Source organism: Bacillus cereus group sp. MYBK95-2 (assembly GCF_051915225.1).
Lineage (GTDB): Bacteria > Bacillota > Bacilli > Bacillales > Bacillaceae_G > Bacillus_A > Bacillus_A cereus.
The window spans coordinates 343,406-359,473 of sequence record NZ_JBQAEH010000002.1; the positions used below are offsets into that span (position 1 = coordinate 343,406).

Sequence of the window (16,068 nt, forward strand, 5' to 3'; positions counted from 1 at the left end):
GAAAATTTTCCTTTTTCGAAAGGAAAATTTTTTTTCGTGAATTTCTATGTATTGCAACAGGGGAAAGTGGCTGCACACATATGCGTAGCAGTTGCTATTATCTTTTTATAGAAAAACTTTTTGGTTGGAGGCTAAGGATGTTTACTGAGAAGAGATTACCATTTGAAGTAGGAAAACAAGATAATTTTTATGATAAGTTGAATGAGTGGATTGGAGATGTGTTTTACGACATCCTTCCGGAAAAAGGATTTGAAGAGCGTGATGAACAAATTTTTATGGCGTTTCAGTTAGAACGCGCTTTCCAAGAAAAGAAAGTTATGTTCGCAGAAGCTGGTGTAGGAACAGGGAAAACAATTGTATATCTTCTATATGCAATTTGTTACGCGCGTTATACTGGGAAACCAGCTATTATTGCTTGTGCAGATGAAACGTTAATTGAGCAGCTTGTGAAAGAAGAAGGGGACATCGCTAAGTTATCTGAAGCATTAGGGCTATCTGTTGATGTAAGGCTTGCAAAATCAATGGATAATTATTTATGCTTACGTAAACTTGAAGATGTTATGAGTGGACGAGCTCCAGAAGTAATTGAAGACGTATATTACGAGTTACCACAGTTTGTATTCGATCATGGTACGATGCAAAACTTTACTCACTATGGTGACAGAAAAGAATTTCCACTTTTAAATGACGAAGAATGGTCAAAAGTAAATTGGGATTACTTCCAAGATTGCTTTACTTGTGATTCTCGTCATCGTTGTGGACAAACTCTTTCTCGTGAACATTATCGTAAAGCAGCAGATTTAATTATTTGTTCTCAAGATTTCTATATGGATCATATTTGGACGTACGATGCTCGTAAGCGTGAAGGGCAAATTCCATTATTACCAGAAAGTAGCTGCGTTGTATTCGATGAAGGACATCTTGTAGAATATGCAGCTCAAAAAGCTTTAACATACCGTTTAAAGCAAACGATGATGGAGCAACTATTAACGAGATTGCTACAAAACGATATTCGTGAGGAGTTTGCACATTTAGTAGAAGAAACAATTTGGCAAACTGAACGATTCTTTGATGTGTTACAAGAGAATAAAAAGGAAATTGCCGGTTCTGATCGTCTAGAAATTACTGTGACAGAAAAAGTAACAGCTGAAGCGAAACGACTTTATGCAAAAATCGGTGAAGTTGGAGATGCATTAGTATTCGAAAGTGAAATGCATACAGTAAACACGTATGATTTAAATATTGTTGATGAGCATTTAGATGTATTAGAACATTCACTTCGTCTGTTCATGCACGAGAAAAATGTAATTACTTGGGGTGAAGAAGGTGATGGTGCCTTCACGTTAGTTATTATGCCGCGTGCAGTTGAAGAAGTGTTACAAGAGAAAGTATTCTCGAAGAAAATACCGTATATTTTCTCTTCTGCGACATTATCGAACAACGATTCATTCGCTTTCACAGCTAATAGCCTAGGGGTAAAAGATTACTTGTCATTCTCAGTTGCTTCACCGTTTGATTACGAAGAGCAAATGACAGTAAACTTACTATCACATACGAAAGAAAATGAATGGGAAAGAAAGTGTCAATATACACTTGAAAATATACAAAAAACAAATGGACGTACGCTTGTATTATTCCGTACAACGCAAGAGCTTGCAGCGTTCAAAGAGTATGTAAGTAAAGAGCAAATGTCGGTTCCGTTCTTATATGAAGGAGATCAGGAAATTAGCCAGCTCGTTTCTCGTTTCCAAAATGAAGAAGAGACTGTACTTTGTGCGGTTCATTTATGGGAAGGTTTAGATATTCCTGGTTCATCATTATCGCACGTTATTATTTGGTCTTTACCATTCCCTCCAAACGATCCTGTGTTTGAAGCGAAACGTAAGCACGTAAATGATCCATTCTGGGATGTAGATGTACCATATATGATTTTACGACTTCGTCAAGGAATTGGGCGTTTAATTCGTACAAGTGAAGATAAAGGTGCTATATCAATTTTCTTATCTGATTCAGAAGATGAGAAAGTAGTTGCAGCTGTGAAAAATGTACTGCCAGTAGAAGGTAAAGAATTATAAGGAGAAAGCTTGGCGCTTGCCAAGCTTTTTTTCTATTATAAAAGGAATTTATGTTTCTGTGTCGAATTAAATTTGAGGTAGAAAAAGGAGGCTTTTATACGATGACAGTTGCTACATATGAAGTAGAAAAACAATTTTTAACATACGTGAAGAAGATACAAAATTACGGAGAAGCATTAAGTTTAATGTTTTGGGATTTAAGAACAGGTGCACCCAAAAAAGGTGTAGATCAGCGTTCAGAAGTAATTGGTATGCTTTCGTCAGAAGTGTTTGCTATGTCGACTTCAGATGAGATGGGAAACTATTTAACAGAACTTGAAGCTTTAATACGTGAAGATAAACTTTCTGAAACGACAAAGAAAATGGTTGAAGAGTGTCGGAAAGAATATGATAGAAATAAAAAAATTCCACAAGCTGAATATGAGGCTTATGTGAAATTAGAAGCGAAAGCAGAGAGTGTGTGGGAAGAAGCTCGCGAAAAATCTGATTTCGAGATGTTCCGCCCGTACTTAGAAAAAATTGTTGAATTTAAAAAGAAATTTATTACATATTGGGGTTATGAAACATATAAATATAATACATTATTAGACATGTATGAGCCAGGTATTACAGTAGAAGTTTTAGATCACGTATTTGGTCAACTTCGTGAGCGCATCGTGCCGCTTGTAAAAGAAATCTCTGAGTCTAAAAAAGGATTAAAAACAAGTGCTTTATCGGAACAGTTTTCAAAAGAAAAACAAAAGAACTTTACATTAGAACTATTAAAGCAATTGAATTATGACTTTGAAGCAGGTCGTCTTGATGAAACAGTACATCCTTTCGAAATTACATTAAATAGAGGGGATGTTCGTATTACGACACGCTATGATGAAAAAGATTTCCGTATGGCTGTATTTGGAACAATTCATGAATGTGGTCATGCAGTATATGAACAAAACATTGCAGAACAATTTGAAGGTACACCACTTTGCAGTGGTACATCTATGGGTATTCACGAATCACAATCATTATTCTTTGAGAACTTTATCGGCCGTAATAAATCATTCTGGAAGAAAAATTATGATTTATTAAAAGAGTATAGCGATGGTCAATTTGATGATATGTCAGTCGATGAGTTTTATGATGCAATTAACGAATCGAAGCCGTCATTCATTCGTATAGAAGCAGATGAGCTTACATACCCCCTTCATGTTATGGTGCGTTATGAATTAGAGAAAGAATTATTTGATGGTACATTACAAGTGAAGGACTTACCAGCAGCTTGGAATGATAAGATGGAAGCATATTTAGGAATTCGTCCGGAAAATGATGCACAAGGTGTATTGCAAGATGTTCACTGGGCTGGTGGCTCATTTGGATACTTCCCATCTTATGCGCTTGGTTACATGTATGCAGCGCAATTTAAGCAAAGAATGTTAAAAGACATTCCGAACTTTGATGCATTATTAGAAGAAGGAAACGTAACACCGATTCGTGAATGGTTAACAGAAAACATTCACCAATACGGTAAAACGAAAAAGCCACTTGAAATTTTAGAAGATGTAACAGGTGAAGGCTTAAATGCAAACTACTTAGCCGATTATTTAGAAGCGAAATATAAAGAGATTTATGAGTTGTAAAAAAAGAGCTGCTTAATTGCAGCTCTTTTTTAAAGGGGGATGGGAGAATGGACTATACATATACAGTAATGACGCAAGAAGAAGCAGAAGAAATTGCATACAACTGGCATTATGAAGGGAAATATTCCTTTTACGATATAGAGGCAGATGAAGAAGATTTAGCTGAATTTTTACATGATGAAAGTAGAGGGGATCATACATTTTCTGTGAAGGAAAATGGCACTCTCATTGGTTATTTTACTGTTTGTAAAATAAATGACGGAACGGTTGATATTGGTCTTGGAATGAGACCTAATATGACTGGGAACGGATTTGGTTTACAGTTCTTAAACGCTATACTAGCTTTTAGTAAAGAAAAATATGGATGCAAGTATATAACACTATCAGTAGCTATATTTAATGAGAGAGCGATTAAAGTGTATAAAAGGGCAGGGTTTGAAGTAGTTGGAACGTTTATACAGAAAACAAATGGTAGTTGTTTTGAGTTTTTGAAAATGAATTATATATGTAAAAATGATTAAAAAACAGAAGAATCTCCTTCTGTTTTTTTTATGCAGAAATAAATCATACTTTTTGTAATTGGAAGTTTTGAAATTTTGGAAGAGGATGTGTATGATTGAAGTTTAATAGTAAATAGCAAGTTTAGTAAGGAGAGACAGCATGAGTATAATTAAAACGAAAAATGAAATAGAGTTAATTCATAAATCTGGAAAATTACTTGCTTCATGTCATAGAGAAATTGCGAAGATGATGAAACCAGGTATTACTACAAAAGAAATTAATACGTTTGTTGAAGCATATTTAGAACAGCATGGTGCAACGTCTGAGCAGAAAGGGTACAACGGATATCCATATGCGATATGTGCATCTGTAAACGATGAAATGTGTCATGCGTTTCCGGCCGATGTTCCTTTAACTGAGGGTGATATTGTAACAATTGACACGGTAGTAAACTTAAATGGAGGTCTTTCAGATTCTGCTTGGACGTATAGAGTTGGAAAAGTTTCTGATGAAGCAGAAAAGTTGTTGTTAGTAGCTGAGAATGCTTTGTATAAAGGAATTGACCAGGCGATAATCGATAACCATGTAGGAGATATTGGCTATGCAATTGAAAGTTATGTAACAAATGAAGGTTTTTCTGTTGCAAGAGACTTTACGGGACATGGAATCGGTAAAGAGATTCATGAAGAACCAGCAATTTTTCATTTTGGGAAACAAGGACAAGGACCTCAGTTACAAGAAGGAATGGTAATTACAATTGAACCGATTGTAAATATAGGTATGCGATATTCTAAAGTAGATTTAAATGGGTGGACTGCACGAACGATGGACGGGAAATTATCAGCTCAATATGAGCATACAATTGCGATTACAAAAGATGGGCCAATCATTTTAACGAAGTTGTAATTGGAAATGAAAGAGTTTGCAAAACTCGAACAAAAATAGTAGTTTTTAAAAATTTGTACGTGTTTTTTCGATAAATGCTTTTCAAAGCATAAAAAGTACGTTATAATCCTTCTATAAAATAAATAGTTAGCTACACTCATATAATCGCGGGGATATGGCCTGCAAGTTTCTACCGAAGTACCGTAAATACTTTGACTATGAGTGAGGACGAATATAATTGCTTGTTTAGCATTCTTTTTTTGCGAAACTCCAAAAGCGCGTCTCTCACTTGTAACGAGTGGTGGTGGCTTTTGGAGTTTTTTTATTGCATAAGAGGGGGAACAAACATGAAAGTATTACAAGAAAAGATTTTGAACGAAGGAAAGGTTTTATCTGGTGACGTATTAAAGGTAGATGCTTTTTTAAATCATCAAATTGATCCAGTACTTATGCAAGAAATCGGAAAAGAATTTGCTAAACGTTTTAAAGAAGAGAACATTACAAAAATCGTGACGATTGAATCTTCAGGCATTGCACCAGCAGTTATGGCTGCATTAGAGCTTGGTGTAAAAGTAATTTTTGCACGAAAACGTAAATCGTTAACGTTACAAGATAATATGTACGTTGCAAACGTATATTCATTTACAAAACAAGAAACAAATGAAATTTCATTATCTCGAAATCATATCGATGAAAATGATCGTGTATTAATCATCGATGACTTTTTAGCAAACGGTCAGGCTGCTTTAGGTTTAATGAGTTTAGTAGAGCAAGCTGGAGCGAGTATTGCAGGAATTGGAATTGTTATTGAAAAAGCATTTCAAGATGGAGGAAAGAAGCTTCGTGAACAAGGCGTTCGTGTTGAATCACTAGCAGAAATTGCATCACTTGATAACGGCACAGTTACATTTGTACAGCAAGAAACTGCGGAGGTGAAATAAACGATGAAGCAGCATCCATTTAAAATTGCATCGCTTGGTATGCAGCATATGCTTGCAATGTATGCTGGAGCAATTATCGTTCCGCTTATTGTGGGCGGTGGACTTGGTTTAAATCAAAAAGAGTTAACATATTTAGTCTCAATTGATTTATTAATGTGCGGCGTTGCGACAATTTTACAAGCATTATCAAATCGCTTTTTCGGTATAGGACTTCCCGTTGTACTTGGTTGTACATTTACAGCCGTTGGACCGATGATTGCGATTGGAAAACAATACGGTGTGTCTTCAATTTATGGAGCAATTATTGCTGCTGGGTTATTCGTTGTTATTTTTGCGAAATTATTTGGAAAACTTGTAAAACTGTTTCCACCTGTTGTAACAGGATCTGTTGTTACTGTAATTGGAGTTACACTTGTTCCAGCAGCAATTAATGACATGGCTGGAGGAGTAGGAAGTAAGGATTTCGGTAGTCTTGAAAATTTAGCATTAGCATTTGGTGTGTTATTATTTATCATCATTATGTATCGTTTCTTTGATGGATTTATTCGTTCAATCTCTATTTTACTAGGTCTATTGTTCGGTACTATCGTTGCAGCGTTTATGGGGAAAGTAAGTTTGCAAGCGGTTGGAGAGGCGGATTGGTTCCACGGTATTCAACCATTTTACTTTGGTACACCAACATTTGAATTAACACCAATTATTACGATGATTCTCGTTGCTTGTGTAGGGATTGTAGAAGCAACGGGTGTATACTTTGCATTATCTGATATTTGCAATAAAAAAATCGGTGAAAAAGAATTAACAAAAGGCTATCGCGCAGAAGGATTAGCGATGGTGTTAGGTGGCATTTTCAACGCGTTCCCATATACAACATACTCTCAAAACGTAGGACTTGTTCAATTAACTGGAGTAAGAAATCGCGTTATTATTTATACTTGCGGTGGTATGTTAATCGCACTTGGTTTCATTCCTAAAATCGCAGCTATTACAACAATTATTCCGAAATCAGTACTGGGCGGTGCGATGTTAGCGATGTTCGGTATGGTTATGGCATATGGTATTAAAATGTTAAGTAGCGTTGACTTCGGAAGACAGGAAAACTTATTAATCGTTGCATGTTCTGTCGGAATTGGGCTTGGCGTAACAGTCGTTCCTACATTATTTTCACAACTCCCAGAAAGCATTCGTATTTTAACAGATAACGGAATTGTACTTGGAAGTGCGTCAGCAGTACTTTTAAATATCGTATTTAATATGGTGCCGCAGCGCAAAGTGAAAGTAGAAGAAGAGCCAGTATCTATGCAAAGTGCAGTAAGAGAAGCGTAAAAAAGCAAGGTCTCGTTATGAGACCTTGCTTTTCTTTTTAAGTGGCATCATTTTCCCGTAAGTACCAAGACGCCAAATGTACTCAAGTGGCCCGTATTGGTAATGTGAAAGCCACCAGCGGCTAATAAAGATTTGTAACGTGTAGAAACTAATGCAGAATATTGGTCCAACCCATAATGGAGCAGGATAATAATTTTTAAGAAATAGACCAAATACAAGTAATGTAACAATTGTATGCGAGATGTAATTTGTTAATGCCATTCGTCCAACGTATTGGAATGGACGTAATAACGTTTGCCATTTTTCTTTTTGTAATAAACGCATTAGTGTGAAAATGTAGAATATGAATAACGTTTTTCCGCTAAACATTGTAAAGACCTGCATATAAATTGGTTCATAAAATGGTTTTGATAAGAAGTAACGAACCATGAAGAACCACATTGGTAATGTAAAAAGGAACATAATAATTTGCCATTTTTTAAGCTTTGGATCTAACTCTTTCGCGCGGCGGAAAATATCCTTTTTGCCGGCGTATAAACCAAGTAAAAACAGCCCAACTGTTTCTGGGAGCATAAGTAAATTTAATCCAATTCCATCAGCGTAAAATGCATGGAAACGATTTTGTATTTGTGACAGCCAGTCTTCTAATGGCATGATAGGTAAGGAAAAACCTAGCTCTTCCTTTGGTACCAATGCAACCGTAATACCAGCCATTAGCATAATGAATTGAAAAATACTCAATAAAACGATAGCCCATATTAAAATAGTACGAGGTTCTCTCTTATAAAATAAAAATAAGAAAAATCCAGCAATCGCATAAGTATGTAAAATGTCTCCGTCCCATAAAAGAACGTAATGTAAGAAACCGAATAATAATAAAATAAGTAAGCGGCGAACAAATAAAATTTTTGGATGATCTGTTTTCGCTTCAGCACGACTCATAAAAATATAAAAACCTAATCCGAATAAAAACGAAAAAATTGTATAAAATTTCGTTTGAATAAACATATCGTAAAATAGGCGAATGTAGCTGTCTATCCCTTCGTAAATTCCTGAAAGATCACGTGAGTCAACCCCGGCGATAACAGGCCAATTCACAAGAAAAATACCTAGTACAGCTATTCCTCTAATAATATCAATGGAGTGTATCCTCTCGCCTTGTGTGAGATTTTGTGTCATTTTTTTCCTCCTTGTTAAGTAATTCCCTTTTATTATACGAAATGTAAGGTGGAGGGGATAGGGGATATTTCCATTTTTTTAAACTGTTAAGTTATGTAGGATGAGATATAATAAGAGTGCACAACAAGTTTTAACCTTTTTCAAAACAGGCAGTAAAGCTCCTTCTTATAAGGAGCTTTCTTTATGAAAAGTGTTGATAATGATTCTCTTTAATGATAAACTGTATTCAAAAGTGATAATCATTATCAAAAAAAGGTTGGTGCGTAAGTATGGTATATGCATTAGTAGCAGGTACAGTCGCTGTATATGCAGTTATTGCGAAGTATGTTTTAAATGGAGTAGGAACAGCAAAATGAGTGATATGACATAAAATCCCTTTCATTTGTAAAAAGAATGAAAGGGATTTTTTATTTTTAATGAGAATATGCTGAAAATTTAGTATGATAGTAAAGTGAAACTGTAATCAATGGGTAGGTGTAACTCTCACTGGTTATGAGCTCGCAAATAGCGGGGAAAAGTATATACATCTTGGATAAAGGGGAACAAGGGGATGACAAACATAGTACAGACAAACGGTATGAAAAAACTTGTTTGTTTTTATGAAGAGTGGCAAAAACACGGCGATGCAGAGAATAGTTTAAAGTTGTTTGAGGTAATTCAAAAATATAAACAAGAACAGCTTATGATAGCGTTCTGCGGTCACTTCTCTGCAGGGAAATCAACGATGATGAATCATCTATATAAAGCGCAGTTGTTACCGACAAGTCCAATTCCGACAAGCGCTAACGTTGTCAAAATTGAAAAAGGAATGGATCGTGTTGTTGTAACGGTTAAATCTGGAGAGCAGTACGAATATGACGGTGCATATTCAGCAGAAGAATTAAAACAAATTTGTAAAGACGGCGATGAAGTAATTGGTGTTCATATTTATCGAAACGACGCGCCGATTCCTGAAGGGGTTATGTTAGTTGATACACCAGGGATTGATTCAACAGATGATGCCCATCAATTAGCGACAGAGTCGACACTTCATCTGGCAGATGTCATTTTTTATATGATGGATTATAATCACGTCCAATCGGAAGTGAATTTACAATTTGTTAAAGAATTGAAACAACGTAATAAAACGGTTTATCTCGTTGTAAATCAAATAGATAAACATAAAGAAAATGAATTATCGTTTGAGAATTATAAAGATAGTGTAAAACAATCATTCTCTAACTGGGATATTGAAGTAGATGGTGTTTATTATACGTCATTACGAATGATGAACCATCCACATAATGAAATTAGAAGCTTAGAAGCGTTAATTACTTCTATTATGAAAGAAAAAGAGCAGTATGTAAGGACTGGAATGGAGCGAGAAACAGAATATTTAATGGGAGAACATTTCTCGTTTATTGTTTCTGAAAATGAAAAAGCTCTCTTGAAATATGAGGAAGAGTTAGCATCACCACTTTCTATTTCAGAGGTAGTTGAAAAGAAGGAAGAGTTAACGGAAGCGAAAAATCGTGAGGCAAGTAAAGAATCTTATGTGAGAAATGAATTTATAAAAGGTTTACAAGCTATATTAGATAACGCATATTTAATGCCGTTTGAAATGAGAGAATTGGCAAATGCATATTTAGAAACGAAATTAACAAAATTTAAGGTCGGTTTGCTATTTGCGAAAGGAAAGACGGAGCAAGAAAAACAAAGACGTGTAGAGGCGTTTTATTCTGCCCTTCAAAAGACTGTTGAAACGCAGCTTGATTTTCATGTGAAGGAATTTATTGTAGCCTTCTTAAAAGAAGAAGGATTGTTCACGGAGGAAATTGGGAAAGACATATATGGGTTAGAAATTGCTTTCGGACCAGAAATGTTGGCTGAAGTAATTAAACAAGGCGCAGGTTTCACAGGTGATTACTTACTTCTTTATACAGCGGATGTAGCGAATGAACTGAAGAAACGTTATTTTATAAAAGCGCAGCAAATTTTTGATAAAAGTGCGGTCGTTTTAAAGCAAAAGGTGAGAGAAGCAGTTGCTCGTATTGAAGAAGAGATTGAAACATATACGATGCTGCAAACGGCGAAAGAAACACAATTACAATACAGTAACAATTTGGAGGCATATGAAGACTATTTACGAAATGTTTGGCACGATCATGTTGCTACGCCTGAAGGGCTGCAAATAGATGAGATATTGCAAAGGGAAAAGCAAATTGTTAGTGAGAAATTTACACTACAAGAGCAGGAAATCGTAAGCGATAACGTAGCGGTTCATGAAGAAGAGCTGAAAGGAACGGCGGCTTTAAATATTCAGCGGATATTAGAGAAAGTGAAAAAAGCTGAAACGATATTAGAGCCATTGCCAGCGCTGAAACATGTACAGCAAGAGGTAATAGAGAAAAGAAGACGTGTGGAAACAAAACAATTTACAGTAGCGTTATTCGGGGCATTTAGTGCTGGAAAATCATCATTTGCCAATGCCTTACTCGGTGAGAAAGTACTTCCTGTATCACCAAACCCGACGACGGCAACGATTAATCAAATTTTGCCGGTTACAGAGGAAAAACCACACGGAACAGTAATTGTTCAGTTTAAATCAAAGCAAGCGTTATTAGAAGATATGAAAGCTGTTTATAAGCTGTTTCATTATGAGATTGCTACGTTAGATGAAGCGTTAGCACAAATTGATAAAGTTATGAAATATCCTTCACCAACTGGGAAGCAAAAAACAACATTTAGCTTTTTACGAGCGGTACAAAAAGGATATGATGCAGTTTCTACTTATTTAGGAGAACAAGTACAAGTTACATTAGAAGAGTTCTCTGATTATGTAGCGAATGAAGAGAAATCATGCTTCGTTGAGTATATGGAACTTTATTATGATTGTGCTTTAACAAGGCAGGGAGTAGCGCTTGTAGACACACCTGGAGCGGATTCTATTAATGCTCGCCATACGGATGTTGCATTCCAGTATATTAAAAACGCAGATGCTATTTTATTTGTAACATATTATAATCATGTATTCTCTCGTGCTGACCGTGAATTTTTAATTCAGCTTGGTCGTGTAAAGGATACTTTTGCCCTTGATAAAATGTTCTTCTTAATTAATGCGGCGGATTTAGCAGAGTCTGAAGAAGAACTTGAAATGGTAAAAGGTTATATCGCAGATCAGCTGCTGCAATACGGTATTAGAAATCCGCGTTTATTTGCAATTTCAAGTTTATGTGCGCTTGAAGAGAAACAAGGAAAGAATGTTGAAAAAGAGAAGTATGGTATTTTACAAAACTCTGGGATTACGAAGTTTGAGGAATCATTTACGTCCTTTATGATGAGAGATTTAATGCTTGTTTCTGTGCATGCTCTATATGGTGCTTTGCAAGGGGCAGATCAGCTTTTAGTAAACATGATAAAGGGTGCAAAACAGGGGAATGAAGAGAAAGAGAAGCAAACGAAAAAATATGAAGCAGAGCGTGATCAACTACTTCATATCATTTCATCATATAGTGTACTTGCTGAAGAACAGGCGATGCAAAATGAAGTGAAAGAGTTGCTTTATTACGTGCAACAGCGTCTATTCCTGCGCTATAACGATGTGTTTACTGAATTTATTAATCCGGCGTCACTTCGAACGGATGGAAATGTGAAAACACAATTGCAACAGTGTGTTATGGAATTAGTAGCATTTATTCAGCATGATTTATTGCAAGAAATGCGTGCGACATCATTACGCCTTGAAAAATGGATAGACGAAGCGATGAAGCGTGCAAAGGACGAAATTGTAGTGAACTGTAAAGTAGAAAATGAATCAATTTCTATGAATGGAATAGTGGAGTATGAATATAAAGATATTACACATAAAGAACCGTTCCCTTCAGTTGAAATAAAAGATTTCAAAAAAGCACTGGCACATTTTAAAAATGAGAAAAGCTTTTTTGAAAAGAATGACAAAGCTTTTATGCAAGAAGACGCTAAATCTGTATTAGAACCGTTCGTATCAAACTATGTAGCTGATGAAAAAGATTTATTTGTTCATCATTATAAGCAAGAGTGGGATATGAAGTGGAACTTATTCCAAAAAGTGATGCAGCAAGATGTGATGAACTATTATGAAAGTATATTGTTTGCATTGGCTGAAACGATCGATGTATCTCTATATGAACAAAGTAAAGAACAATTGCAAAAGCAGTTAGTAGAGATTGAAAAAGAAATTTATGTTATATAGTCGTTATGAGAAAAAGATTCGTTCAATTTTCTTTTGCAGTACAGTATCTAAAGATTTTACAAATCCAGCAAATTCATCGGTAGAAATCATATGAGTAAGAACGAGTCGTCTGCCATCTGGTGTTTCACCGCATAAGACGAATGAAGAAAATTCATATGTTTTGTTTTCAACTACTAATTTTGGATAGGAATACGTGTCGCTTTTCTTCTTCTTTCCATCAATAGAGATGACGTTGCATTTTTTCTCATTGTTGTCCATGGTGAATCCCTCCTTTCTATTACTTATGGTAGACAAGGAGGGTTTAGAACAATAGAGAAGGGGGAATTTTTTATGTCTGTTGTAATAGAACGTATTCCAAAAGAGGCTATACCGAAGTCTTTATTGCTACTTGCTGATCCAAGTGAACGGCAAATAGCTACATATGTACAAAGAGGATTAACATACGTAGCTAAGCAGGGGGGGAGCGTTATCGGTGTATATGTTCTTTTGGAAACAAGGCCAAAGACGATGGAAATCATGAATATTGCGGTTGCAGAGCATTTACAAGGAAAAGGGATTGGGAAGAAGCTATTAAGGCATGCTGTAGAAACTGCTAAAGGATATGGTATGTCAAAACTTGAAGTTGGTACAGGCAATTCTAGTGTTTCACAACTTGCTTTATATCAAAAATGTGGATTTCGTATTTTTTCTATTGATTTTGATTACTTTTCGAAGCATTATGAAGAAGAGATTATTGAAAATGGGATTGTATGTCGTGATATGATCCGGCTTGCAATGGAATTGAATAAAAACGTATAACTATTTAGGGGGAAGAGAAGATGGAAGTACATAAAGCAATTACAGCACATTCTCGTAAACAAAATGAAAGTGTAAAAGCATGTTTACAATTAGATGCACAGCGTGAAGCAGCTATTGAAGCTGCCGTATCTCTTGCGTCAAATGGGAAAGAATTTTCGGTTGATGTCATTAATGTTGTAACGAAGCAAATTAATGATCTTGCAAAAAATGGTGTTACCTTGCAGCGTAAATATGTTACAGAAGAAATGGTTATGGAGTATGTAAGTCGTTTGAAAGAGAAAGAAGGTCGTTAAAGATGATAGTTACAGTCGAATGGTTACGTGAGCATATAGAAGATGAGAATGTCCGTATAATCGATTGTCGTTTTGATTTAGCGAATCCTAATTGGGGTAGAGAAAAGTATGAAGAAGGACATATTCCTCATGCGTTATATTTTGATTTGAATTTAGATTTATCAAGTCCTATAGCAGAACATGGTGGCCGCCATCCTTTACCAAATATTGAGGAGTTTGCAGACAAGCTTTCGGAGGCTGGTATTGATGAGCATACGACAGTAATTGCGTATGACAGTCAAGCCGGTGCAAATGCTGCTCGTTTATGGTGGTTATGTAACTATGTAGGACATGAGAAAGTATATATATTAGATGGTGGTTTCCCGGCTTGGAAAGAGAATGGACTACCGACAACAACGGAAATTCCTGTTGTTATACGAAAAACATTCAAAACAAACATACAAGATCATATGCTTGTAACGATGGAAACGGTCAGAGAGAATATCCGTGCAGGTGCGGATGTTACATTAATTGATTCTAGAGAGCCAAAGCGTTATGCTGGTGTCGAGGAACTTGTCGATCATAAAGCAGGTCATATTCCGACAGCGGTAAACCATTTTTGGAAGGATGGAATGTTGCAATCAGGACAATTTAAGAATGGAGCTGGGCAACAAGAACGCTTCCAAAATCTTTCGAAAGATAAGGAAACCATTGTATATTGTGGTTCTGGTGTTACAGCGTGCCCAAATATCGTTGCATTAAAATTAGCTGGATTCCAAAATGTTAAATTGTATGCAGGTAGCTGGAGTGATTGGATTTCTTATCCAGAAAATCAAATTGCAAAAGAAGAAGATTAATCACTTGCATGCAAAAATAATTTGTATTAAAATAAGGTCACAAGCAAGAGATTGCTCGAAAAACTTTGTATTTTACACATTGGAAACAATGTGATAATATAACGACAAGTAAATAATACATCCTGCGGTGTACGTAACTTATTTATGTCTAAAACCGATGTTAGTTATACGGAAGCTCAATATTTAGCGACCATCATCAAGCCTTCCTTGTGGAGGAAGATGTACGGTAACTGTGAGGGCATCCACCTGCGAGTAGCGGGTTTTTGGACATTTACGAGGAGCGGCACGTGCGGGGGTCTTATTTCAACTAACCTTATATAAAATTCCTACGGTGTACGTAGCTTATGCATGTCTTAAACCAATAAGTTTAATATGGAAGTTCAATATTTAAATGTAGCTAACATGCCATCTTTTTAAGAAGGAAGTTACAAACATTTGTGAGAGCATCCACCTGTGAGAGCAGGTTTATGGACATCTAGAGAGAACGGCATATGTGGGGCTATATAAAAACCTTACGTTTTATACGTAAGGTTTTTTTGTTGCATAGATATATCAATATTATCTTGATTCACCTGTGAAGTTTCCGTAATAAATGTAGCACTTTCTGTCTTCATCAATCTCTCTTGAATCTAAGGAGAACTCCATAGACATGCCGTCTCGCTGAATATATATAATATCTGAATGAAGAGATGGTAAAATTTCTTCATAGTTCCATACATCTTGACTATCTACTATGTTTGAACTCGTTTCACTTAGTTCTCTAATTTCAAAACCGATGTAGGAGTATGTAGGGTCTGAAGGGTCATTTGCGAAAACTTCTTTTTGAATATAAATAACTGCTGTTCCGTCTGGATCAACCGAAGTTGCAGTAACAACATAAGTATTTTTCTCTTTAATAAAATATTCACAAGTCATGCGTGCGATAATTTCAGAATTAGAAATATTGGCGTAGTTCCATAAAGCAGGATACCCTTTCGTTTCATCATTAAGTCGATATTCTAAGCGCATTTAATCCCTCTTCTTCCTTTTTCTTCTACTTTATCATGCCATCCTATATAATAGGAATAGAATTTAAAAAGGGGAGTGCGAAGGTGACAAAAACGAAATGGCTAGTAGGTGGTGTCGTAACGTCTTTAATGACTGGCACTTTATTTGGTTGCGCACAAGATCTTCCCCCAAAACCAAATGATAATAGTTGTTCTGATTGGGATTGGGATGATGAACTTGGGGTATGGCAGTGTGATGATAGTAGTTCAGGTTATCGTGGGCATTATTTCTATGGTGGGCGATACTATCAAAATAAATCCACTTTTAAAAATTCATCGGCGTTTAAATCGTATCAATCGTCTGCTGAATTTAAAGGTGGAATTGGAAGCGGTTCAAAGGGAGGATTTGGGGGCTAAAA

14 protein-coding genes, 2 other RNA genes and 1 riboswitch are annotated in these 16,068 nt (G+C 35.9%); of the genes, 13 read left to right on the forward strand and 3 right to left on the reverse strand.

Going from position 1 to position 16,068, the window contains the following annotated elements; all coding sequences use genetic code 11:
- Window positions 1-137: 137 nt before the first annotated feature.
- From ACTFN4_RS08790 to pbuX, 6 genes are all read left to right on the forward strand, one after another.
- Window positions 138-2,075: an ATP-dependent DNA helicase gene (locus tag ACTFN4_RS08790; protein WP_000493709.1), complete on the forward strand. Its 1,938-nt coding sequence runs from the start codon at window positions 138-140 to the stop codon at window positions 2,073-2,075.
- Window positions 2,076-2,176: 101 nt separating this feature from the next.
- Entirely contained in the window at window positions 2,177-3,694 is a 1,518-nt protein-coding gene (gene ypwA / locus ACTFN4_RS08795) for a carboxypeptidase (protein ID WP_000215074.1), read from the forward strand.
- Window positions 3,695-3,741: 47 nt separating this feature from the next.
- Window positions 3,742-4,215: a GNAT family N-acetyltransferase gene (locus ACTFN4_RS08800; RefSeq protein WP_088344789.1), complete on the forward strand. Its 474-nt coding sequence runs from the start codon at window positions 3,742-3,744 to the stop codon at window positions 4,213-4,215.
- 139 nt (window positions 4,216-4,354) lie between these two features.
- A complete protein-coding gene (locus ACTFN4_RS08805; protein ID WP_322356560.1) occupies window positions 4,355-5,101 on the forward strand; it encodes a type I methionyl aminopeptidase in 747 nt (248 codons plus the stop codon).
- Between the two features lie 116 nt (window positions 5,102-5,217).
- A riboswitch (purine riboswitch) is annotated at window positions 5,218-5,319 on the forward strand.
- 108 nt (window positions 5,320-5,427) lie between these two features.
- On the forward strand, window positions 5,428-6,021 hold the full coding sequence (locus ACTFN4_RS08810) for a xanthine phosphoribosyltransferase (protein ID WP_000866483.1): 594 nt from the start codon (window positions 5,428-5,430) through the stop codon (window positions 6,019-6,021).
- 3 nt (window positions 6,022-6,024) lie between these two features.
- Window positions 6,025-7,347: a xanthine permease PbuX gene (pbuX, locus tag ACTFN4_RS08815; protein ID WP_000809213.1), complete on the forward strand. Its 1,323-nt coding sequence runs from the start codon at window positions 6,025-6,027 to the stop codon at window positions 7,345-7,347.
- 15 nt (window positions 7,348-7,362) lie between these two features.
- Here pbuX and ACTFN4_RS08820 read toward each other — a convergent pair whose 3' ends face one another.
- Window positions 7,363-8,526: a DUF418 domain-containing protein gene (locus tag ACTFN4_RS08820; protein ID WP_000193190.1), complete on the reverse strand. Its 1,164-nt coding sequence runs from the start codon at window positions 8,524-8,526 to the stop codon at window positions 7,363-7,365.
- A gap of 550 nt (window positions 8,527-9,076) precedes the next feature.
- Here ACTFN4_RS08820 and ACTFN4_RS08825 point away from each other — a divergent pair.
- The gene (locus tag ACTFN4_RS08825; RefSeq protein WP_048538185.1) at window positions 9,077-12,736 is read left to right on the forward strand and encodes a dynamin family protein; all 3,660 of its coding nucleotides are present in this window, start codon (window positions 9,077-9,079) and stop codon (window positions 12,734-12,736) included.
- A gap of 3 nt (window positions 12,737-12,739) precedes the next feature.
- On the opposite strand, the gene ACTFN4_RS08830 is transcribed toward ACTFN4_RS08825, so the two are convergent.
- On the reverse strand, window positions 12,740-12,994 hold the full coding sequence (locus ACTFN4_RS08830) for a DUF3931 domain-containing protein (protein WP_000369740.1): 255 nt from the start codon (window positions 12,992-12,994) through the stop codon (window positions 12,740-12,742).
- A 72-nt stretch (window positions 12,995-13,066) separates the two neighbouring features.
- Between ACTFN4_RS08830 and ACTFN4_RS08835 the strand changes: the two genes are divergently transcribed.
- The 5 genes from ACTFN4_RS08835 (at window position 13,067) to ssrS (ACTFN4_RS08855) (ending at window position 15,167) form a co-directional block, all read left to right on the forward strand.
- A complete protein-coding gene (locus ACTFN4_RS08835) occupies window positions 13,067-13,534 on the forward strand; it encodes a GNAT family N-acetyltransferase (RefSeq protein WP_000117689.1) in 468 nt (155 codons plus the stop codon).
- A gap of 20 nt (window positions 13,535-13,554) precedes the next feature.
- Complete coding sequence (locus ACTFN4_RS08840) at window positions 13,555-13,827, forward strand: YpbS family protein (RefSeq protein WP_000451818.1); 273 nt, start codon at window positions 13,555-13,557, stop codon at window positions 13,825-13,827.
- Between the two features lie 2 nt (window positions 13,828-13,829).
- Complete coding sequence (locus tag ACTFN4_RS08845; RefSeq protein ID WP_000637560.1) at window positions 13,830-14,663, forward strand: sulfurtransferase; 834 nt, start codon at window positions 13,830-13,832, stop codon at window positions 14,661-14,663.
- Between the two features lie 116 nt (window positions 14,664-14,779).
- Window positions 14,780-14,962, forward strand: a non-coding RNA gene (gene ssrS / locus ACTFN4_RS08850) — 6S RNA.
- Window positions 14,963-14,983: 21 nt separating this feature from the next.
- Window positions 14,984-15,167: non-coding RNA, 6S RNA (ssrS, locus tag ACTFN4_RS08855), on the forward strand.
- A 54-nt stretch (window positions 15,168-15,221) separates the two neighbouring features.
- On the opposite strand, the gene ACTFN4_RS08860 is transcribed toward ssrS (ACTFN4_RS08855), so the two are convergent.
- The gene (locus ACTFN4_RS08860) at window positions 15,222-15,671 is read right to left on the reverse strand and encodes a hypothetical protein (RefSeq protein WP_001235523.1); all 450 of its coding nucleotides are present in this window, start codon (window positions 15,669-15,671) and stop codon (window positions 15,222-15,224) included.
- 83 nt (window positions 15,672-15,754) lie between these two features.
- Here ACTFN4_RS08860 and ACTFN4_RS08865 point away from each other — a divergent pair, with 83 nt between their 5' ends.
- Window positions 15,755-16,066 (forward strand): hypothetical protein, encoded by a 312-nt coding sequence (locus tag ACTFN4_RS08865; RefSeq protein WP_000169030.1) that lies wholly within the window; start codon window positions 15,755-15,757, stop codon window positions 16,064-16,066.
- Window positions 16,067-16,068: the final 2 nt, after the last annotated feature.